General features: G+C 73.8%; 18 protein-coding genes and 2 pseudogenes. 9 read left to right on the top strand and 11 right to left on the bottom strand.

Annotated elements, in window-relative coordinates:
* Nucleotides 1–26: 26 nt before the first annotated feature.
* The 10 genes from mnhG to WBK50_RS06605 all read right to left on the bottom strand — a co-directional run bounded on the left by mnhG (nucleotide 27) and on the right by WBK50_RS06605 (nucleotide 10,119).
* Nucleotides 27–371 carry a monovalent cation/H(+) antiporter subunit G gene (gene mnhG, locus WBK50_RS06650; RefSeq protein WP_341334741.1) on the bottom strand — a complete coding sequence of 115 codons (345 nt, stop codon included), beginning with the start codon at nucleotides 369–371 and terminating at the stop codon, nucleotides 27–29.
* Nucleotides 368–634: a monovalent cation/H+ antiporter complex subunit F gene (locus WBK50_RS06645; protein WP_341334740.1), complete on the bottom strand. Its 267-nt coding sequence runs from the start codon at nucleotides 632–634 to the stop codon at nucleotides 368–370. The genes mnhG and WBK50_RS06645 overlap by 4 nt, the downstream gene beginning before the upstream one ends.
* The gene (locus WBK50_RS06640; RefSeq protein ID WP_341334739.1) at nucleotides 631–1,170 is read right to left on the bottom strand and encodes a Na+/H+ antiporter subunit E; all 540 of its coding nucleotides are present in this window, start codon (nucleotides 1,168–1,170) and stop codon (nucleotides 631–633) included. Before WBK50_RS06640 ends, WBK50_RS06645 begins: the two co-directional genes overlap by 4 nt.
* Nucleotides 1,167–2,684: a Na+/H+ antiporter subunit D gene (locus WBK50_RS06635; RefSeq protein WP_341334738.1), complete on the bottom strand. Its 1,518-nt coding sequence runs from the start codon at nucleotides 2,682–2,684 to the stop codon at nucleotides 1,167–1,169. Before WBK50_RS06635 ends, WBK50_RS06640 begins: the two co-directional genes overlap by 4 nt.
* Nucleotides 2,681–3,148, bottom strand: coding sequence for a Na(+)/H(+) antiporter subunit C (locus WBK50_RS06630; protein ID WP_341339320.1), 468 nt, complete (start codon nucleotides 3,146–3,148; stop codon nucleotides 2,681–2,683). The genes WBK50_RS06635 and WBK50_RS06630 overlap by 4 nt, the downstream gene beginning before the upstream one ends.
* A complete protein-coding gene (locus tag WBK50_RS06625; RefSeq protein ID WP_341334737.1) occupies nucleotides 3,148–3,693 on the bottom strand; it encodes an MnhB domain-containing protein in 546 nt (181 codons plus the stop codon). The genes WBK50_RS06630 and WBK50_RS06625 overlap by 1 nt, the downstream gene beginning before the upstream one ends.
* Nucleotides 3,690–6,065, bottom strand: coding sequence for a hydrogen gas-evolving membrane-bound hydrogenase subunit E (gene mbhE / locus WBK50_RS06620; RefSeq protein WP_341334736.1), 2,376 nt, complete (start codon nucleotides 6,063–6,065; stop codon nucleotides 3,690–3,692). Before mbhE ends, WBK50_RS06625 begins: the two co-directional genes overlap by 4 nt.
* Before the next feature lie 137 nt (nucleotides 6,066–6,202).
* On the bottom strand, nucleotides 6,203–6,694 hold the full coding sequence (locus WBK50_RS06615) for a GNAT family N-acetyltransferase (RefSeq protein WP_341334735.1): 492 nt from the start codon (nucleotides 6,692–6,694) through the stop codon (nucleotides 6,203–6,205).
* Between the two features lie 19 nt (nucleotides 6,695–6,713).
* Entirely contained in the window at nucleotides 6,714–7,892 is a 1,179-nt protein-coding gene (locus tag WBK50_RS06610) for an MFS transporter (protein WP_341334734.1), read from the bottom strand.
* A gap of 88 nt (nucleotides 7,893–7,980) precedes the next feature.
* Entirely contained in the window at nucleotides 7,981–10,119 is a 2,139-nt protein-coding gene (locus tag WBK50_RS06605; RefSeq protein WP_341334733.1) for a malate synthase G, read from the bottom strand.
* Between the two features lie 97 nt (nucleotides 10,120–10,216).
* Here WBK50_RS06605 and WBK50_RS06600 point away from each other — a divergent pair, with 97 nt between their 5' ends.
* From WBK50_RS06600 to WBK50_RS06575, 6 genes and pseudogenes are all read left to right on the top strand, one after another.
* A complete protein-coding gene (locus WBK50_RS06600) occupies nucleotides 10,217–10,999 on the top strand; it encodes an IclR family transcriptional regulator (protein WP_341334732.1) in 783 nt (260 codons plus the stop codon).
* 109 nt (nucleotides 11,000–11,108) lie between these two features.
* Nucleotides 11,109–12,562, top strand: a pseudogene (locus WBK50_RS06595) (FAD-linked oxidase C-terminal domain-containing protein).
* Nucleotides 12,559–13,692 carry an FAD-binding oxidoreductase gene (locus WBK50_RS06590; protein WP_341334731.1) on the top strand — a complete coding sequence of 378 codons (1,134 nt, stop codon included), beginning with the start codon at nucleotides 12,559–12,561 and terminating at the stop codon, nucleotides 13,690–13,692. Before WBK50_RS06595 ends, WBK50_RS06590 begins: the two are co-directional and overlap by 4 nt.
* On the top strand, nucleotides 13,689–15,083 hold the full coding sequence (locus WBK50_RS06585) for a (Fe-S)-binding protein (protein WP_341334730.1): 1,395 nt from the start codon (nucleotides 13,689–13,691) through the stop codon (nucleotides 15,081–15,083). Before WBK50_RS06590 ends, WBK50_RS06585 begins: the two co-directional genes overlap by 4 nt.
* 128 nt (nucleotides 15,084–15,211) lie before the next feature.
* Nucleotides 15,212–17,013: pseudogene (locus WBK50_RS06580) on the top strand (L-lactate permease).
* A gap of 160 nt (nucleotides 17,014–17,173) precedes the next feature.
* Complete coding sequence (locus WBK50_RS06575) at nucleotides 17,174–17,722, top strand: hypothetical protein (protein WP_341334729.1); 549 nt, start codon at nucleotides 17,174–17,176, stop codon at nucleotides 17,720–17,722.
* A gap of 113 nt (nucleotides 17,723–17,835) precedes the next feature.
* Here the strand turns inward: WBK50_RS06575 and WBK50_RS06570 are convergent, their stop codons facing one another.
* Nucleotides 17,836–18,798 (bottom strand): thiamine-phosphate kinase, encoded by a 963-nt coding sequence (locus WBK50_RS06570; protein ID WP_341339319.1) that lies wholly within the window; start codon nucleotides 18,796–18,798, stop codon nucleotides 17,836–17,838.
* Between the two features lie 122 nt (nucleotides 18,799–18,920).
* Here WBK50_RS06570 and WBK50_RS06565 point away from each other — a divergent pair, with 122 nt between their 5' ends.
* Genes WBK50_RS06565 through WBK50_RS06555 form a run of 3 tightly spaced genes read left to right on the top strand, consistent with a single transcriptional unit; the run spans nucleotide 18,921 to nucleotide 19,741 of the window.
* Nucleotides 18,921–19,157 (top strand): Lrp/AsnC ligand binding domain-containing protein, encoded by a 237-nt coding sequence (locus tag WBK50_RS06565; protein WP_341334728.1) that lies wholly within the window; start codon nucleotides 18,921–18,923, stop codon nucleotides 19,155–19,157.
* Nucleotides 19,158–19,565: a DUF3515 family protein gene (locus tag WBK50_RS06560; protein WP_341334727.1), complete on the top strand. Its 408-nt coding sequence runs from the start codon at nucleotides 19,158–19,160 to the stop codon at nucleotides 19,563–19,565.
* The gene (locus WBK50_RS06555) at nucleotides 19,562–19,741 is read left to right on the top strand and encodes a DUF3515 family protein (RefSeq protein WP_341334726.1); all 180 of its coding nucleotides are present in this window, start codon (nucleotides 19,562–19,564) and stop codon (nucleotides 19,739–19,741) included. Before WBK50_RS06560 ends, WBK50_RS06555 begins: the two co-directional genes overlap by 4 nt.
* Nucleotides 19,742–19,761 lie beyond the last annotated feature (20 nt).

The following is a 19,761-nucleotide window of genomic DNA, read 5'->3' as shown; positions in this document are numbered from 1 at the left end:
GGGACGACCCGAGCCCGCGCGGAGGGTCAGTCCGTGTCCCGGTCCATCCGGCCGGCGAGCTCGTCGACGACCAGGTCCTCCCGGTCCAGCGTTCCCGTCCGGTAGGCCGAGCGGGCCACGATCTGTGAGATCACCGGGGCCGTGACCACCTGGAACGCGATGACGAGCACGAGGGTCGCCGCGTTCTCGAACTCCAGCCGCACCGCGGTACCGACCAGGATCAGCACGAGGCCGAGGGTCTGCGGCTTGGTCGCCGCCTGGAGCCGGGCGGGCAGGTCCGGGAGCCGGACGAGCCCGAGCGCCCCCAGCAGGCACGACAGCGCGCCGACCAGCAGCAGGACGGCACAGACGACGTCTCGGAGACCGCTCACCGGTGCCGCTCCCAGCGCTCGACGAGCCGGGCCGCGGTCGCGGACCCGACGAACCCGACCAGCGCGACGGCCGCCAGCAGCGGGATGTTCGATCCGTCCCGGTAGATCGCGACGTACACCGCCGCGGCGCACACGATCAGGATCACGAACACGTCGAGCGCGGCGACCCGGTCCAGCGTGCTGCTCCCCCGGAGGAGCCGGTAGAGCGTGAGCACGGCGGCGACGCTGAGCATCACCAGGACGACGGTGAAGACGAGGCTCACGCGCCCACCTCCTCGCACGCCCGCAGCTCCTCGGGGCTCCCGAACGCATCGATCACCCTGCGCTGCAACGACAGCACCTGCCTCCGTACCCGATCGGCGTCGTCCGGCCCCCGCAGGCCGAGCGCGTAGACGTACCAGCGGGCCTCACCCGTGTCCGAGCCTCGGCGGTCGATCTGCAGCACGAAGCTCCCCGGCGCCAGGGACAACGCCCCGGCGATCAGCGTGATCACCCGGTCCGAGCGGGTCAGCAGCGGCACCGCGACGATCCCCGCCCGGGCCCTCGGGCCGTACCGCAGCGTCTCCCAGGCGACCTGCGCCCCGGACACGACGAGGTCCATCGCCAGGAACCCGAGGAGTCGGAGCAACCGCCAGGGCCGCACCGGCAGCCGCGGGAGCAGCGGCAACGGGAACAGCGCCGTCACCGCGACCGCCACGAGCAGTCCACCGAGAACGATCTTCACCGAGATCGTTCCCCACAGCAGGACGTGGACCACGGTCAGCCACAGGACCTGCGGCCAGCGGCGGAGGACGTTCACCGCAGCACCGCCGTGACGTAGGGCAGCCGGTCCATCAGGTCGACGCCCGCCCGGCCCGTCACCGACGACAGGGGCCCGGCGGCCGCGGCGATGGCGAGGCTCACGGCGACCAGCCCGGCCGTCGCGGCGTACATCGGACGCGACGTCGCCGCGGTACCGACCACGAGCTCGTCCGCCGGGTCGGCGTCCGGCAGCGGCTCCTTCTCGATCCCCCAGAACACCCGGATCCACACCCGGACCATGGCGTAGAGCGTCAGCAGGCTGGCCACGACGACCACGCCCGCCACCAGCGCCGTCGAGAGCCCGGCCGCGGCGCCGGCCTGCAGCAACGCCAGCTTCGCCACGAACCCGGACGTCGGCGGGATGCCGGCGAGGGTGAGCGCCGGGACCGCGAAGAGGACCGCCAGGAACGGTGCCCGCTGTGCGAGCCCGCCCATCTGGTCGATCGCGACGGTGCCGGTCCGGCGCGTGATCAACCCACTCACCAGGAACAACGTGGCCTGCACGGTGATGTGGTGGACGACGTAGAGCGCCGTCCCGGCGACCCCCGCCGCGTCGAACACGGCCAGCCCGAAGAGCATGAACCCGATGTGGCTGACCAGCAGGAACGACAGCAGGCGGTTGAGGTCGTTCTGCGCGAGCGCGCCCAGCGCCCCGACGAGCATGGTCAGCGCGGCGAGCACCAGGAGCAGGGCCGAGGGCTGCTCCTGCGGGAAGACCAGCGTCTGGGTGCGCAGCAGCGCGTAGATGCCGACCTTGGTCAGCAGGCCCGCGAACAGGGCCGTGACCGGGGCGGGGGCGTTCGGGTAGCTGTCCGGCAGCCAGAAGTGCAGCGGCACCATCGCGGCCTTGATCCCGAAGGTCACGATGGTCATGCACGCCAGCAGCGTCTGCAGGCCCGGCGGCAGGACGGCCACCCGCGCGGAGAGGTCCGCGAGGTTCACGGTGCCCGTCGCGGCGTAGACGAACGCGATCGTCGTCAGGAAGAGCAGCGACGACGTCAGGCTGATGATCACGTAGGTCATACCCGAGCGGATCCGCGAGGCGTTCGTGCGCCGGGTGATCAGCACGTACGACGCGGCCAGCATGATCTCGAACGCGACGAACAGGCTGAACAGGTCCCCGGTCAGGTACGCGAGCGAGACGCCCGTGGAGAGCAGCAGGAAGATCGGGTGGAACGTGGTGCTGGCGGTGTCCCGGCCGTAGTCGGTGATCCGCTGGTCGATCGCGTAGACGAGCACGGCCAGCGTCACCAGCGTGGAGATCAGCAGCAGCAGGGCGGACAACCGGTCCGCGACCAGCACGATCCCCACCGGGGCCGGCCAGCCGCCGACCTCGGCGACGACCGGCCCCGTCCGGTCCGCCGCCACGAGCAGGACCGCCGCGACGACGGACACCACGGCCAGCACCGCGATGCCGATCAGCCGCTGGAGCCGGGCGGAACGGGAGCCGATGACGGTCAGTGCCGCCCCGAGGATCGGGAGCAGGACCGGCAGTGTGACGAGGGTGCTCATCGTCTGCCCCCGGTCGCCGCGGGCTCGCTGGACGCCGCCGCGGAGCCCGGGTCCTCGTCGTCGTCGGTGCCCGTGTCCGCGGTGTCGTCGGACATCGAGCCCTCCGGGCGCTCGCGCTCGGCGATCCGGCGGTCCTCGACGTCGTCCTGCACCTCGTCGTGGCCGACCAGCACCCACGAGCGGTAGCCCAGCGCCAGCAGGTAGGTCGTCATCGCGAAGGTGATCACGATGGCCGTCAGGGCCAGGGCCTGCGGCAACGGGTCCGCGAACAGCTCCGGCGGCGCGGTGCCGAGCACCGGGGCGCGGGCGGGCGGGCCGCCCGCGAGCTGCAGCAGCAGGTTCGCACCGTGGCCGAGTACCACGATCCCGATCAGGATCCGCATCAGCGACCGCTGCAGCAGCAGGTAGAACCCGACCGAGTAGAGGACGGCGAGCACGATCGTCATGCCCAGGTTGAGGGTGATCACGGCCGGGCCTCCCGGGCGTCCCGCTCGATGCCGCTGCCGAGGGACCGCAGCAGGTCGAGCACCACCCCGATGATCAGCAGGTAGACCCCGACGTCGAGGACCAGGCTGCTGACGAGGTCGACGTGGCCGAGGACCGGGACGTCGGCGGAGAACTTCGCGCTGGCCAGCACCGGCCTGCCGAACGCGACCGGCGCGAACGCCGAGATCACCGCGAGCAGCAGGCCGAGGCCGACCAGCAACGGCGGGCGCAGGTTCAGCCGGGTGCCGATCTCGGCCCCCTCCGTGCCGCCGCCCGCGATGTAGCGCAGCACGAACGCCAGCCCCGCGACCAGGCCGCCCGCGAACCCGCCGCCGGGCGCGTAGTGGCCCACGATCAGCAGGTACACCGAGAACACCAGGACGGTCGGGAAGAGCAGCCGCGCTGCCATCTCCAGCAGCAACGTTCGGTTGGTGCGGACGGGGCACTCCCCGGGCAGCATCCACTCGCCCTCCGGTTCGTCCCCGTGGTTCCACGTGAGGGGCATCTGCTCCTGCCGGGTCATCCGAGAATCTCCTCCTCGTGATCGGGTGAGCCCGAACCGCTGAGTACCCCGCCGCGGCGTCTGCGGTCGAAGCGGGTGGCCAGCACGAGGCTGGCCGTGCCCGCGGCGGCGATCAGCAGCACGGTGATCTCCCCGACCGTGTCCAGCGCCCGGAAGTCCACGAGGATCGCGGCGATCACGTTGTCCGCGCCGGTCTGCGGGGCGAGCGTGATGAAGTCCCCGCTGGCCGACGGCGGTTCCTGCCGCGCCCCGCTCAGCACGACGCCCGCGATCGCGACGAAGACGCCGGCCACGATCGCGATGACCGCCTTGCGCGCCTGCACCGAACGGCCCGGCCGGGGGGCGCGCGGGTTGTCGAAGTGGGCGGGCAGCCGGCGCAGGACGAAGACGAACGCGACCATCGTCAGCGTCTCCACCAGGAACTGCGCGAGGGCGAGATCCGGCGCCCCGTCGACCACGAACAGCCCGCCGATCGCGTACCCGACGGCCCCGACCAGCAGCACGGCGGTGAACCTGCGCCGGGCCCGCAGCAGCGCCAGCGACGCGACCACGACGATCAGCCCGAGCGGAATCTGCATCAGCGACCCGATCCACGGCTGGTCCCGCGGCCACTCCCCGCCGAGGACCAGCGCGGTCCCCGGCACGGCGAGCACCGTCAGCAGGAGGACGGCGAGGTAGACGGGCAGCGACCCCGCCTGCACCCGGCCCGTGACGAGCACCGCCAGGCGCTCCAGCCCGGCGACGACCTGCTCGTAGGCGCGCTGGGCGCTCAGCGGGGTGTGCAGCGCGCGGTGCACGGCCTGGACCCGGGCGCGCTGCCGGTGCAGCAGCGCGCCGCCGGCCAGGGCGAGCACCGAGAACAGCAGCGGCAGCGACAGCCCGTGCCAGAGCGCGAGGTGGTAGCCGCTCTCGACGGCGTCCACGGCCGGATAGGCCGCCGCGTAGCGCTGGGCGAGGGCGTCCGCGACGGCCGGGACGCAGCCCAGGACCAGGCCGGCCAGCGCCGAGATCCAGGTGGGCGCCATGAGCCCGGCGGCGGGCCGGGCCGCGTCGACGACGTCGACGACGGGTTTGGTCGCGAACGCGCCCCAGAGGAACCGGACGCTGTAGGCGACCGTGAACACCGACCCGGCGAGCAGCCCGAGGCCCACCAGCCAGCCGCGGACCCCGCCCGGGTGCAGGAACGCCTCGAACGCGGCCTCCTTGCCGAGGAAGCCGAGCAGCAGCGGGATCCCCGCCATCGACGCCGCCGCCAGCACGGACGCGACGACGAGCGCGGGCTGCGCACGGCCGAGCCCGGACAGCTTCCCGACGTCGCGGGTGCCGGTGATCTTGTCCACGATCCCGACCACCATGAACAGCGGCGCCTTGAACAGCCCGTGGGCCAGCAGCATCGTCAGCGCGGCGACCTCGGCGATCCGCCCGCCCGCGCCGAACAGGACCATCAGGAACCCGAGCTGGCTGACGGTACCGAAGGCCAGCAGCCGTTTCAGGTCCGTCTCCTGCTGGGCGCGCCAGCCGCCGATCAGCATCGTCACGAGCCCGAGGACGACGATCGGGACCCACCAGCCGGGCCGGTCCGCGAACCCCGGGGACAGCCGCGCGACGAGCACGACGCCCGCCTTCACCATCGACGCCGCGTGCAGGTAGGCGCTGACCGGCGTGGGCGCGGCCATCGCGGCCGGCAGCCAGGGGTGGAACGGGAACTGGGCGGACTTGGTCAGGGCGCCGAGCAGGATCAGCACCAGCGCCGCGGTGACGAGGCCGCCGGACGGCGGATGGGCGACGATCTCGGAGATCCGGTAGGTGCCCGCGGCCTCGCCGAGGAACACGATCCCGAGCAGCATCGAGAGCCCGCCGAACACCGTGACGAGCAGCGCCTGGACCGCCGCCCGCCGGTTCACGCGGTGTACCCCGCCCTGCCCGACCAGCAGGAACGACGCGATCGAGGTCAGCTCCCAGAAGACGTAGAGGGTGAGCAGGTCGTCCGCGAGGACCAGGCCGAGCATCGCGCCGGCGAACGCCAGGAGCAGGGCCGCGTTGCGCGGGGCGTCCCGGCTGTCCTTCCCGAAGTACCAGGCGCTGTAGACCAGGATCAGCGCCCCGAGCCCGCTGACCAGCACGATCATGACCAGGCCCAGCGCGTCCAGCCGGAAGGACGGCTCGAGGTGCAGCGCGGGCGCCCACGAGACCGTCTCCGTCAGCCCGGTGCCCAGGGCCGCGCGGGAGTTGGCCAGCCCCCAGGCCAGCGTGGCGGCGGGCAGGATCGCGGCCACGCCGAACGCCGCCCGCCGGCTGCGCCTCGAGACGAGCGGCAGCACGGCGGCCAGCACCAGATGGGCGAGGACGAGCGCGAGCAACGGCAACTCCATGGCTCTGACCGCGGGGTCCCGTGCAACGTGCGCGAAGGTGAGCGGCCCGGCTCGGGGACGGTCGGGTCGACGGTGATCCCGGGCGCGTGGCCCGGAGTCGCCCTCGACCCTACCGGCGTGACGGCCGTCGCCGCCCGTCACACCAGGGTCGTTCCCCTCATCGGCTTGGTGAAACACAGGCTGCCTGGCTCGAACCGGTAGATCCCGAATCCCTCCATCGGCACGTAGCCGGAGCTCGCGTAGAGGCCGAGGGCCTCCGGCTGCTTCGTACCGGTCTCCAAGATCATCCGAGTCCGCCCGGCCTCCGCGGCGGTGCGCTCGAGCTCGGCGAGGACCGCGCGGGCGTGGCCCTTGCCGCGCGCCTGCGGGACGACGTACATGCGCTTGATCTCGGCGTCCCCGTCCCGGATGGACGGGTCGTCCGGCCCGACGGCGTCGCGCCGGCGCCAGCCCCCGCAGGCGACCGTCTCCCCGTCGACCCGGCCGAGCAGGAAGTAGCCGAGGGGCGGCGCGAACTGCTCGGGCCGCAGGGGCGTGTCGTCCCCGCCGCCGTAGCGTTCGGCGTAGAACGCCTGGATCTGCGCGATCAAGCGGAGCGCCTCGGGATCGGCGTACGGCGCGGGGGTCATCACGAGCACCGCACCACGACTACACCTCCGCGACGAAGCTTCGCCCACCGGTGACCACGACGGCCAGGCAGCCGACCGCGACCGCGGCGACGACCACCAGCAGCAGCGGGTAGGACGCGACGCCGACGAGCGCGGCCAGCACCACGGGGAGGAAGAAGCCGACGTAGGTCAGCGAGTAGTAGACGGCGGTGAGCCCGGCGAGCTGCCCGGGCTCCGCGATGCGCTGCACCTCCAGCAGCCCCGAGACCAGCAGGATCCCGTAGCCGGCACCGAGGACGGCCGATGTGAGGACGGCGACGGCCGGCGACCCGGTGGCCGCCGTGACCGCGGAGATCGCGGCGCCCACGGCGACGAGGACGAGGCCGAGGCGTCCGGCCACGGTGTCCGACGTCCGGTCGAGCCGCCGGGCCCAGGACTGGATGCCGACGCCCGCGGCGAGCGTCACGGCCGTCAGCAGGGTTGCGAAGATCAGGCCGTAGCCCGCCGTGCGGCCGGCGCCGAGCGCGGCGGGCTGGATGGCGAACGAGACCGCCGAGGCGCCGAACACCCAGGGCGCGGCCGGGAGCACGACCCGGCGGAACCGCGGATGGGCGACGGCCGGGACGCGCAGGTCTGCGAGCAACGACCGGCCGGTCGCGGCGGGCGCCCAGGTCTCCGGGGCCTTGGCGACCCAGAACACCACCGGGATTGTCAGCGCGATGTGCACCAGGTAGGGCAGCTCCATCGGCAGCGGCGCCCACTGCGCGAGGGTGCCGCCGATCGCCGGGCCGATGCCGAACCCCGCGGACAGCGCCAGCGCCGCCCGGCGGGCGCCGGAGCCCTCGTCCGCCTCGGGGTCGTAAGGCGGCTGGCTCAGTTCCTTGACCCACGTCGTCCCGACGGCCATCGCGATGCCCGTGACCACACCGAACAGGAAGCGCCCGGTGTAGAGCAGGGGCTCGGAGAACGCCCCGAGGGCGAGCACGGCGCTCGCCGGCACCGAGGCGACGACCGCGGGCAGCAGCACCCGGCGCCGTCCCCAGCGGTCCGAGAGCGGGCCACCGACGAGCAGCCCGGGGGCGAGCCCGGCGACGTACACGCCGAAGAACGCCGCGACGACGATCGCCGAGTAGTGCCCCTGCTCGCGGTACATGACCATCAGCGGGCTGAACTGGTTCGCGCCGTACCCGATCACGAACAGCACCGCGGCGACCCGCATCCAGGGCCTCATCGTCTCGCTTTCCGCAGCTCATAGGGACTTGTGCGCGTGGAACCTCGCTAGAACGAGGTTCCACGCGCACAGGGGGTCAGGACTTGGCCTTCTGGCGCCAGCTGGTGAGGACGCGCTCGGTGTAGCCGTTCGGCTCGGTCCGGCCGGTGAAGACGAGCTCCAGGGCGGCCTGGAAGGACTCGCTGCCGTCGAGGTCCTTGCTCATCGGCGGGTAGCCCGGCTCGTTCGCGTTCTGCTCGTCGACCAGGGCGGCCATGCGGGCGAAGCTGTCCCGGACGGTCTGCTCGTCGACCAGGCCGTGGTGCAGCCAGTTCGCGAGGAGCTGGCTGGAGATCCGCAGGGTCGCGCGGTCCTCCATCAGCCCGACGCCCTCGAGGTCCGGGACGGTCGAGCAGCCGATGCCCAGCCCGACCCAGCGGACGACGTAGCCGAGGATCGACTGCGCGTTCGTCTCCAGCTCATGGGTCTTGACCTCGTCCGTGACCGGCCTCTCCTGCAGCGGGAGCACCAGCAGGTCCCGGCGGTCCTTCAGCGGCCGCTTCGCGAGCTCCTCCTGGACGGCGTGCACGTCCGTGCGCAGGTAGTGCAGCGCGTGCAGGGTGGCCGCGGTCGGCGACGGGACCCAGGCGCAGTTGGCGCCCTGCTTCGGCTGGGCCCCCTTCTGCTCGAGCATCTCCGCCATCGCGCCCGGCTTGGCCCACATGCCCTTGCCGATCTGCGCCTTGTGCGAGAACCCGGCCCGCAGCGCGACGTCCACGTTGCGGTCCTCGTAGGCGTTGAGCCAGGTCGACGTCTTCATCTCGCCCTTGGGCACGACGGGCCCGGCGACGAAGCAGGTGTGGATCTCGTCGCCGGTGCGGTCCAGGAAGCCGGTGTTGACGAAGATGACGCGCTCGGCGGCCTGGGCGATGCACGCGCCGAGGTTCACGCTGGTGCGCTTCTCCTCGTCCATGATGCCGATCTTGAGGGTCTTCGCGGGCAGCCCGAGGGCCTCCTCGACGGCCGCGAACAGCTCGACGGTCAGCCGCACCTCGTCCGGCCCGTGCTGCTTGGGCTTGACGACGTACACACTGCCGGTGCGCGAGTTCGACCAGGCGCCCTTGCCGGACAGGTCGTACTGCGCGGCGGCCGCGACGACCAGCGCGTCGAGCACGCCCTCGGCGACCTCGGTGCCGTCGGCGGTGCGGACGGCGTTGGTGGTCATGTGGTGCCCGACGGTGCGGGCGAGCAGCAGCGAGCGGCCGGGCAGGGTGAGCTGCCCGCCGTCGGCGCCGGTGTACTCGCGGTCCCCGTGGACGCGGCGGGTGACGGTCTGCCCGCCCTTGCGGAACTCCGAGACCAGCTCGCCGGTCATCAGGCCCAGCCAGGTGCGGTAGGCCAGCGCCTTGTCCTCGCCGTCCACGGTCGCGACCGAGTCCTCGAGGTCCACGATCGTGGTGACGGCGGACTCGAGCACGACGTCCGCCACGTCGGCGTGGTGCTGCCGGCCGACCCGGTGGCCGGGGTCGAGGGTCAGCTCGACGTGCAGCCCGTTGCGCCGCAGCAGGACCGCACCACGACCGTCCGCGTCCAGCTCCCGGAAGCCGGCGAACTGGGAGGGGTCGGCGAGCCGGGCGCCCCCGGGCTCGACGGTCAGGCCGTCCGCGGAGGCCCGGTAGGCGCTGACGTCGGCGTGGCTGCCCCGGGCGAGCGGGAAGAGCTCGTCGAGCAGCTCGTCCGCGGCCGCGATGACCTGGGCGCCGCGCTTCTCGTCGTAGCCCTCGGCGAGCTCGTGGTCCAGCGGGAGCGCGTCGGTGCCGTAGAAGGCGTCGTAGAGCGAGCCCCACCGGGCGTTGGCCGCGTTGAGCGCGTAGCGCGGGACGGTCGACGGGACCACCAGCTGCGGGCCCGGGACCTCGGCGATCTCCGCGTCGACGTTCTCCACCGAGATGGTGGTCGAGGTGTCGTCAGGGAGCAGGTAGCCGATCTCGGTCAGGAAGGCCTCGTAGGCCTCCCGGCTGCCGGCGCCGTTCGCCTCGTGCCAGGTGTCGATCTGCTGCTGCAGCTCGTCCCGGCGGGCGAGCAGCTCCGCGATCCGCGGAGCGAACCGCTCCTGGAGCCCGGCCAGCGCGGTCCAGAACTGCTCGGGGCTCAGGTCCAGGCCCGCGAGCAGCTCGGTCTCCACGAACTCCCGCAGCTGCGGGTCGACCTGCAGTCCACCGGTCGGCTCGGCCATCGCCGTCCACTCCCTCTCGCTCGCGTCTGTGTCGGCTGCTTTTCTACCACGCGGACTACGGTTTCCGCATCACGGAATACGCGCTACAGTCACCGGCGTGACCGAGTCCCTTCCCGAGTCCCTCCCCGAGGTACCCCGCGCCGGCGGCGTCCAGTCGCTCGCGCGCGCCTTCGAGCTGCTGGAGACCCTGGCCGACGCCGGCGGCGAGGCCGGGCTGTCCGAGCTCGCGGACCGCACCGGGCTCGCGCCGGCCACGATCCACCGGCTCGTCCGCACGCTCGTCGGGCTCGGCTACCTGCGCCAGCTCCCCTCGCGCCGCTACACGCTCGGCCCCAGGCTCGTCGGGCTGGGCGAGACGGCGGCCCGGCAGTTCGGCCGCTGGGCCACCCCGGTGCTCGACGAGCTGGTCGCCGCGGCCGGCGAGACGGCGAACCTCGCGGTGCTCGACGGCGACCGCGCCGTCTACGTCGCCCAGGTCCCGTCCCGGCACTCGATGCGGATGTTCACCGAGATCGGCCGCCGGGTCCCGCTGCACTGCACCGGGGTCGGGAAGGCCCTGCTCTCGGCGCTGCCGGCGGACGAGTCCGCCGCGATCATGGAGCGCACCGGGCTCCCGGCCGTCACGCCGACGACGATCACCGACCCCGGGGTCCTCGCCGCGGAGCTCACCGTCGCGCGGGGCCGGGGGTACGTGCTGGACGAGGGCGAGCAGGAGACGGGCGTGCGCTGCGTCGCGGCCCCGGTCACCGGCCCGCACGGCTCCGCCGCGGTCTCGGTCTCGGGTCCGGTCTCCCGGATGGACGACGCGACCGTCGCCCGGATCGCCCCGCTGGTCGTCGCGGCGGGCCGACGGCTCGGCTCGCTGCTGGCCTTCGCGTGACGGGCCGGGTGAACGGGCGGCCGGCCCGTCCCCGTCCGGCCGGGCGCCGGGCGCCGATCCGGACGTACGCTCCGCACACCTTTCCGCCAGCGTCGACAGGAGGAGACCGATGAGCCTGGATCCGCGAGCCCGCGCCGCGTTCGCCGCGGCGGTCGGGGCCGAGAACATCGTCGACGACCCGGTGAGGCGACGCGCCTACGAGTGCGACGGGCTCACCGGGTACCGCGTCGTGCCGGACATGGTGCTGCTCCCCGCACCGCCGAGGAGGTCGCGGCGAGCGTCCGGGTGTGCCACGAGCACGGCATCCCGTTCGTCGCCCGCGGCGCCGGGACCGGGCTCTCCGGCGGGGCGCTCCCGGTCGCGGACGGGGTCGTGATCTCGCTGGCCCGGCTGAAGCGGGTGCTGGAGGTCGATCCGGAGAACCGGCGCGCGGTCGTCGAGCCGGGCGTGACCAACCTGGAGATCACCGGCGCGGCGGCGTCGCACGGGCTGTACTACGCACCCGACCCGTCGAGCCAGCAGGTCTGCACGATCGGCGGGAACGTCGCGGAGAACTCCGGCGGTGCCCACTGCCTGAAGTACGGCTTCACCACCAACCACGTGCTGTCCGTCGAGGTCGTGCTGCCGGACGGCACGCTGGTCACCCTCGGCGGGGACAGCCCCGAACAACAGGGCCCGGACCTGCGCGGGGTGTTCCTCGGTTCCGAGGGCACGCTCGGCATCACCACGAAGATCGTCGTCCGGCTGCTGCGCACCCCGGAGACGGTCCGGACGCTGCTCGCGGACTTCCCGTCCGTCGGGGAGGCGGGGGACGTCGTCAGCGACATCGTCGCCGCCGGGATCGTGCCCGCCGCCGTCGAGATGATGGACACGCTCGCGATCGAGGCCGCCGAGGAGGCCGTGCACGCGGGCTACACCGTGGGCACCCCGGCGGCGCTGGTCGTCGAGCTGGACGGGCCGATCGAGGAGTGCGACGACCAGTTCGAGCAGGTCAAGGCCATCTGCGACGCCCACGGCTGCACCCGGCTGCACATCGCGGGCTCCCCGGAGGAGCGCGCCGCGATATGGCGGGGCCGCAAGGCGGCGTTCGCGGCGGTCGGCCGGATCTCGCCGGACTACTTCGTCCAGGACGGCGTGGTCCCCCGCACCCGGCTCGCCGAGGTGCTGGGCCGGATCGCGGACATGGGCGCAGAGGAGGGCATCCGGGTCGCGAACGTCTTCCACGCCGGGGACGGGAACCTGCACCCGCTGGTCCTCTACAGCGCCGCCGCGGGCGAGACCGAGCGCGCCGAGAAGCTGTCCGGCCGGATCGCGGAGCTGTGCGTCGAGCTCGGCGGGTCGCTGTCCGGCGAGCACGGCATCGGCACGGACAAGGCGTGCTCGATGCCCAAGATGTTCGGGGAGGACGACCTCGCCGTCATGCAGCGGGTCCGCGACGCGTTCGACGCGGACGGGATCTGCAATCCCGGGAAGGTGCTGCCCACGCCGCGGCTCTGCGGCGAGCGCCCCGGGAAGTACCGTCCGCACCCGCTGGAGGAGTCAGGAGTGATCGAGCGGCTATGACATCCACGGCCCCCACCACACCCAGGCCGGAGAGCCTGCACGAGGCCCGGGACGCGGTCCTCGACACCCCCGGATCGCTGGGGATCACCGGCGCCGGCACCGCCGCGGACTGGGCGGGCCGGCTCCGGGACGTCGACGCCGTCCTGGACCTCTCCCGGCTGCGCGGCGTCATCGCCCACAACCCGGGCGACATGACGGTCTCCGTGCACGCCGGGACCCCGCTGCGGGACCTGCAGGACGAGCTCGCCGAGCACGGCCAGCACGTCTCGCTCGACGCGGCCCGGATCGCCGACGGGGCGACCGTCGGCGGGCTCGTCGCGACCGCCGACGCCGGCCCGTCCGCGCTGGTCCACGGCGGGATGCGGGACCTCGTGATCGGGACGACGACACTGCTCGCGGACGGCACCATCGCCCGCAGCGGCGGACACGTGATCAAGAACGTCGCCGGCTACGACCTCGCCAAGCTGCTGCACGGCTCGTACGGGACGCTCGGCGCGCTCGTCGAGGTCGTCCTGCGGCTGCACCCGACGCCGAAGGCGACCGGCACCGTCGCGCTGGCCTGCCCCCTGGCCGAGGCCGCGGGGCACGCCGCACGCGTGCTGGAGAGCCCGCTCGAGCCGACCGCACTGGAGTGGATCTCGGGCGGGAACTCGACGTCGGAGCCGGATCGGCTGCTGGTGCGGATCGAGAGCACCGAGGCGGCCCTGCCCGCCCGCATCGAGCGCGTGGTCGCGCAGCTCGGGGCGGGAGCCGAGACGACGTCCGACGACGTGTGGGACGCCCACGCCGCCCTCGTGCGCGGCTCCGGCGACGGCGCCGTCCTGCGGATCGGCGCCCGGCCCTCCCGGCTCCCCGCACTGCTGGCCGGGCTGCCCTGCACGTCGGCCGCCGCGGGCCTGGGAACGGGCGTCGCCACCGTCAGCGTGCCCGGCACCGCCGTCGCCGACGCGCACGACGCCGTGCACGCGGTGGGCGGTACCTCCGTGCTCCGCCGACGGCCCGCCGCGCTCGACGCCCCCGCCTGGGGCCCGCCGCCCTCCGCCCTGGCCGTGCTGAAAGCGGTCAAGGCCCAGTTCGACCCGGACGGCCGCTTCGGTCCGGGCCGCTTCGACCCGTGGGAGATCTCGTGACCACCCCCGCCGGCTCCGCCGAGACCAACATCCCGCAGGCCGGGCCGAGTGCGTTCGACCCGCACCGGCCGCCGGAGCGCGAGCTCCTCGACGACTGCGTGCACTGCGGCTTCTGCCTGCCCACCTGCCCGACCTACCAGCTCTGGGGCGAGGAGATGGACTCCCCGCGCGGCCGGATCCTGCTGATGGACCTGGCGGCGAAGGGCGAGATCCCCCTCGAGGGCCCGTTCACCGAGCACATCGACCGGTGCCTCGGCTGCATGGCGTGCGTGACGGCCTGCCCGTCCGGCGTCCAGTACGACAAGCTGCTGGAGTCGGTGCGCCCGCAGATCGAGCGGAACGTGGAACGGGAGCGTGGGGACCAGCTCTTCCGGAACGCGATCTTCGCCCTCTTCCCGTACAAGCGACGGCTGAAGGCGGCCGCGCTGCCCGGTGCGCTCTACCAGAAGCTCCGGACCGTCCCGGCGATCGGGAAGCTGGCCGACAAGGCGATCGGACGCCTCGCCACCGGAGGGTTCTCGCGGCTGGCCGCGATGGAGTCCCTGCTCCCGCCCGTCACGGTCCGGGAGGCGTTCGCGACGCTGCCCGTGCACACCGCCGCGATCGGCGAGCGCCGCGGCCGGGTCGCGCTGCTCTCCGGGTGCGTGCAGGACGTGTTCTTCCACCGGGTCAACGAGGCGACCGTGCGGGTGCTCTCCGCCGAGGGCTACGACGTGGAGGTCCCCAGGGACCAGCAGTGCTGCGGCGCGCTGGAGCTGCACTCCGGACGCGAGGAGTCCGCGCTGGGCCGGGCGAGGAGGACCATCGCGCGGTTCGAGCACCTCGACGTGGACACGATCGTCACCAACGTCGCGGGCTGCGGCTCGTCGATGAAGGACTACGGCCACCTGATGTCCGACGACCCCGAGTGGGCCGAGCGGGCGAAGGCGTTCAGCGCGCGGGTGAAGGACGTGCACGAGGTCCTCGCGGCGCTCGAACCGCGTGCCCCGCGCTCGCCCGTCGGAGACAAGGACGCTTCGCGTGGGCTCCGGGTCGCCTACCACGACGCCTGCCACCTCGGGCACGCGCAGAAGGTCCGCGCCGAGCCGCGGGCGGTGCTCCGCAGCATCCCGGAGCTCGATCTCGTCGACATCCCCGAGGCGGAGCTCTGCTGCGGCTCGGCCGGGATCTACAACATGATCATGCCGGAGGCGGCGGACGACCTGGGGAAGCGCAAGGCGGACAACGTGCGGTCCGTGCGGCCGGACGTCATCGTGACGGCGAACCCGGGCTGCCTGCTGCAGATCGGCAAGCACCTGGCGTCGGAGTCCGGGGACGGCTCGCTCCCGCTGCTGCATCCCGTGCAGCTGCTCGACGCCAGCATCCGGAACGTGCCGGTGCCGAGGACCTGAGCCCGGGATCGCGGCGCCGGCACCCCGGCGCCGCGATCCGGCCGCTCGGGTGTCTCCACCGCACCGGTCGACCCGTTCGGCCCAGTTCACGCTGCCGGGGCGGCCGATTCGTCGCAGACTCCTGCTTCATGACCCTTGGGACAGCGTCGTCCGGAATCGTCCTCGCCGCCTACCAACAGGACCCTCGTGCCGTCGGCGGCTCGCTCGCCTGGTCGGCGCTGCTGGCGGTGATCCCGCTGGCCGTAGTGCTGCTGCTCCTCGGGGTGCTGCGGGTGCGGGCGCACTGGGCCGCGCTCGCGGGCCTCGCGGCCTCGCTGGTCGTGGCGATCGTGGGATTCGGGCTGCCCGTCGGGATGTCGTTGTCCGCCGCGGCGCACGGCGCGTTCTTCGGGCTCTTCCCGATCCTCTGGATCGTGGTCAACGCCCTGTGGGTGTTCAACCTGACCGTCGCGACCGGGCACTTCGACGTCCTGCGGCGCAGCTTCGGCGCCTTCTCCTCGGACCAGCGGACGCAGGCGATCCTGGTCGCGTTCTGCTTCGGCGCGCTGCTGGAGGCGCTCGCCGGGTTCGGCGCCCCCGTCGCGATCACCTCGGTGATGCTGATGGCGCTGGGCTTCAAGCCGTTGCGCGCCGCGGTCCTCGCGCTGGTCGCCAACACCGCGCCCGTCGCGTTCGGAGCGATGGGCGTCCCCGTGATCACCCTCGCGTCGGTCACGGGGCTCCCGCTCGACCAGGTCTCGTCGATGGTCGGCCGGCAGACCCCCTTCCTGGCGCTGTTCGTGCCGCTGGTCCTGGTGTACATCGTCGACGGGCGGCGCGGCGTCCGGGAGGCGTGGGCGCCCGCGGTCGCGGCGGGCGTCGTGTTCGCGATCGCGCAGTTCGCCACGTCGAACTTCGTCTCGGTGGCGCTCACGGACATCGTGGCCTCGCTGCTCGCCGCGATCGCGGTGGTGCTCCTCTCGCGGGCCCGCCCGGACGCGGTGTGGGCGGCCCGCGACACCCGCGGCCGCGCCCCCGACACAACCGGCGAGCAGGCGGGGAGGCCGGGCGCGCCGTCCACGGCCCAGCCCTCGACGACCCAGCCCCCGACGACCCGGCCCGCGACCACCGGGCCGACGACCGGACACGCGACGGCCGAGGCCGGGACGACGGAGCCCGCCGTGGGCGGGTCGACCACGACCCTCCCGGACACCCCTACCGAGGTCCGCCGCGCGTACGCGCCGTACGTGATCATCATCGCCGTCTTCGCGCTCGCGCAGCTGCCCGGGATCAAGCCCGCCGTCGACTCGCTGAAGCTCGCGTTCCGCTGGCCCGGCCTGGACGTCGTCGGCACGAACGGGAAGCCGCACAGCACCACGATGTACTCGCTGACCTGGCTCTCCACCGCCGGGACCCTGATGCTGCTCTCGGGCGTGATCGTCGCGGCGGTGCTCGGGGTCGGGGCCGGGAAGGCCCTCGCCACCTGGGCCCGGACCGTCTCCGACCTCAGGTGGGCGATCCTCACCGTCACCGCGGTGCTCGCGCTCGCCTACGTCATGAACGCGTCGGCGCAGACCGCCGCGATCGGGCTGCTGATCGCCGGCGCCGGTGGGGCGCTCGCGTTCCTGTCCCCGCTGCTCGGCTGGTTCGGCGTCGCCGTCACCGGTTCGGACACGTCCGCGAACGCGCTGTTCGGGGCGTTGCAGGTGACCGCGGCGAACCAGGCGGGGCTGCCCCCGAACTGCTCGCGGGGGCGAACTCGTCCGGCGGGGTGCTCGGCAAGATGCTCTCGCCGCAGAACCTCACGATCGCGGCCGTCGCGGTGAAGCTCGAGGGCCAGGAGGGTCTCCTGCTGCGCAAGATCATCGGCTGGAGCCTGGGGATGCTGCTGGTCCTCGCGGTGCTGATCTATCTGCAGTCCACCCCGGTCCTGGGCTGGATGCTGCCCTGACGGCTCCGCTCCCCGAGGCCACGCGCGCGGTTCGGCGGCACGCTCGCCGCCTACCGCGCGCGTGCGGCGCAACCCCGCGCGTGGGGGCTCGGCGCGCGTGCCACCGCCGCCCTCCACCAGCGCGGCGTAACGGGCTTCCGGGGCCGGGCGATAGCGGGCCGTGAGCACGACCGGATCCGCCGACTCCCCGGAGACCACCACGAACCCGGGCGACCCGACCCCGAACGCCCCGGGCGCCGCGCTGCGGACCGGGTTCTTCCGGCCACGGCCGTCGCCGCTCCCCCGGCGCGGCGCGGGAGCCGACGCCAGGGCCGCGGAGGCCACCGGCGGCTCGGAGGAGACTTCGGTCACGGCCGACGCCGGCGAAGCCGCCCCGACCCGGGCCGACGCCGCCGAGGCGAAGGACACCGCGGGCCCGGCCGAGCCGCACGGCGCCGGCCCGATCGAGGCGAAGGGCACCGCCGCCGTCGGGGTCGCTCCCGAGCCGGACCCCTCCGCCGACACCGTGATCGTCGGCGCACCGGTCCGGGCCGGGACGCCGGATCATCCCGCCACCCTGCCGGCCCTCGCGCCCGCGACCCTCCCGGCGGCGTTCGCGCCCCTCGCGCCCCCGCCCGTCGCCGCGGAGCCGCCGGCCTATCCCGAGCCGCAGCGGTCCTACCCGGTGAAGGAGCGCAAGGGCTGGCGGAGGCTGTTCAGGAGGAGCTGACCGCGGCGGCGAGGCGTCGCATCCGCTCGTGGGTCTCGGCGGTCACCCGTCCCGCCCCGGGCCTGTGAGCGCCTGCCCGCACGGTGTTGCGGTGAGGTCGACGCGGACATCCGTCAGCGGCCGGCGAAGTGGTCCCAGCCCTGGTCGCCCTCGTAGGTCCGGCCGTCCACGAGCACGACCGGCTCGCCCGCGGCGGCCACGCCGATCTCTCGCCAGCCCTCGGGCAGGGCCGTGCCCGGCGGGAACGTCGCGACGAGCGCGTGGTCCTCGCCCCCGGTGAGCAGCCAGTGCAGCGGGTCGACGCCCAGCGCGGACCCGACGTCGACCAGCCGGGCCGGGACCTCCAGCGCCTCGGACCGGAGATCGACGAGCACGCCGGACACCCGCGCGATGTGCCCGAGGTCCGCCAGCAGCCCGTCCGACACGTCGATCATGGACGTGGCACCGGCCTTCGCGGCAGCGGGTCCGGCCGCGTAGGGCGGCTCGGGCACCCGGTGGGCGTTCACCACCGTACCGGGCGAGCGGAAACCCCTGGTCAGGACGGCGAGCCCGGCACCGGCCCAGCCGAGGCGCCCGGCCACCGCCACGACGTCCCCCGGCCGGGCGCCGGTGCGCAGGACCGGCGCCCGGCCCTCCAGCGAACCGAGCGCGGTCACGGAGACCACGAGCGTCGCCGAGGAGGCCACGTCCCCGCCGACGACGCCGACGCCCACGACGCCCGCCTCGGCCCAGAGTCCCGCGGCCAGGTCCTCGAGCGTCTCGACGGGGGTGTCGGCCGGGCAGGCCAGGCCGACCAGCAGGCCCGTGGGCACCGCGCCCATCGCCGCGACGTCCGCGAGGTTCGCCGCCGCGGCCTTGCGCCCCACCTGTTCCGGGGTGGACCAGTCCAGGCGGAAGTGCACGCAGTCGACCAGGACGTCCGTGCACGCGACGACCCTCCCGTCCGGCGACGCGACGACCGCGGCGTCGTCCCCGGGCCCCAGCAGCGTCGCCGGCGGCTGGGGCCGGTCGCGCGTCACCCGGCTGATCAGGCCGAACTCGCCGAGCTCCGACAGGCGCTCGCCCGGTGTGTCGATCGCCTCGGTTGCGTCACGAGGGGTGCTCGACGATGGGGACAAACGCTCCTCCTCAGGTACGTTCCCTTCCGACTCTCCGCCGGAGCACTCCGGCGGACCACGAGAATCGAGAGGGGCACGCCGTGGTGCAGGCCTACATCCTGGTCCAGACCGAGGTCGGAAAGTCGGCCGCGGTCGCCGGAGAGATCTCCGGCATCCCCGGCGTGATCTCCGCCGAGGACGTCACCGGACCCTACGACGTCATCGTCCGCGCCGAGGCCGACACGGTCGACGAGCTGGGGCAGCTGGTCGTCGCCCGCGTCCAGGGCGTGCTGGGGATCACCCGGACGCTGACCTGCCCGGTCGTCAAACTGGTGTAGGTGAAGGTGGACACCGGGCACGGCCCCGACCTGCGGCGACCGGCGGTGGTCGTCGCGATCGCGCTACCCGTGCTGCTCGCCGTCGTCGTCGCGGTCCTCGGGCTGACGTTCCGGGGTCGCGGCACCGAGGCCGCGCCGGCACCCGTGCCCGCGGAGACCGGGCCGCTCGCGGTCCCCCCGGTCGGGGCCACGGACGGGGGCTCGGCCGGCTGCGTCTCGCTGCTCGCGGCGTTGCCGAAGGAGCTGCCCGCCGATCCGGACCCGCTCCCGGCCAGGCCGATCGCCGCGCCGTCGGAGGCCGGCGTCGCGGCCTGGGCGGCGTCACCCCGGCCCGTCGTGCTGCGCTGCGGGTTGCCGCGGCCGGCGGGCTCGTGCCGACGTCCCCGCTCACCGACGTCAACGGCGTGAGCTGGCTGGCGCTGACGGACAACGCCCCGGACCCGGTCCTGACCACCTACGTCGCGGTGGACCGGCCCGTCTACGTCGCCCTCACCGTCCCGACGACGGCGGGCAGCGGCCCGTTGCAGGCGGTCTCGGACGCCGTGGTCTCGACGCTGCCGAAGGGCCCGGTCGTCGTGCGCTGAGAGCCGGTTCAGCGCGGCGG

Source organism: Pseudonocardia sp. T1-2H (assembly GCF_038039215.1).
Taxonomy (GTDB): Bacteria; Actinomycetota; Actinomycetes; order Mycobacteriales; family Pseudonocardiaceae; genus Pseudonocardia.
The sequence above is the reverse complement of the archived record's forward strand: the minus strand, read 5'-3'. Positions and strand labels throughout refer to the sequence as shown.

Excerpts from the sequence above, each read along its gene's own strand:
- WBK50_RS06625 (WP_341334737.1), bottom strand. The coding sequence starts at position 3,693 with ATGACCCGGCAGGAGCAGATGCCCCTCACGTGGAACCACGGGGACGAA.
- WBK50_RS06615 (WP_341334735.1), bottom strand. The coding sequence starts at position 6,694 with ATGACCCCCGCGCCGTACGCCGATCCCGAGGCGCTCCGCTTGATCGCG.
- WBK50_RS06605 (WP_341334733.1), bottom strand. The coding sequence starts at position 10,119 with ATGGCCGAGCCGACCGGTGGACTGCAGGTCGACCCGCAGCTGCGGGAG.
- WBK50_RS06610 (WP_341334734.1), bottom strand. The coding sequence starts at position 7,892 with ATGCGGGTCGCCGCGGTGCTGTTCGTGATCGGGTACGGCGCGAACCAG.
- mbhE (WP_341334736.1), bottom strand. The coding sequence starts at position 6,065 with ATGGAGTTGCCGTTGCTCGCGCTCGTCCTCGCCCATCTGGTGCTGGCC.
- WBK50_RS06590 (WP_341334731.1), top strand. The coding sequence starts at position 12,559 with ATGACATCCACGGCCCCCACCACACCCAGGCCGGAGAGCCTGCACGAG.
- WBK50_RS06635 (WP_341334738.1), bottom strand. The coding sequence starts at position 2,684 with ATGAGCACCCTCGTCACACTGCCGGTCCTGCTCCCGATCCTCGGGGCG.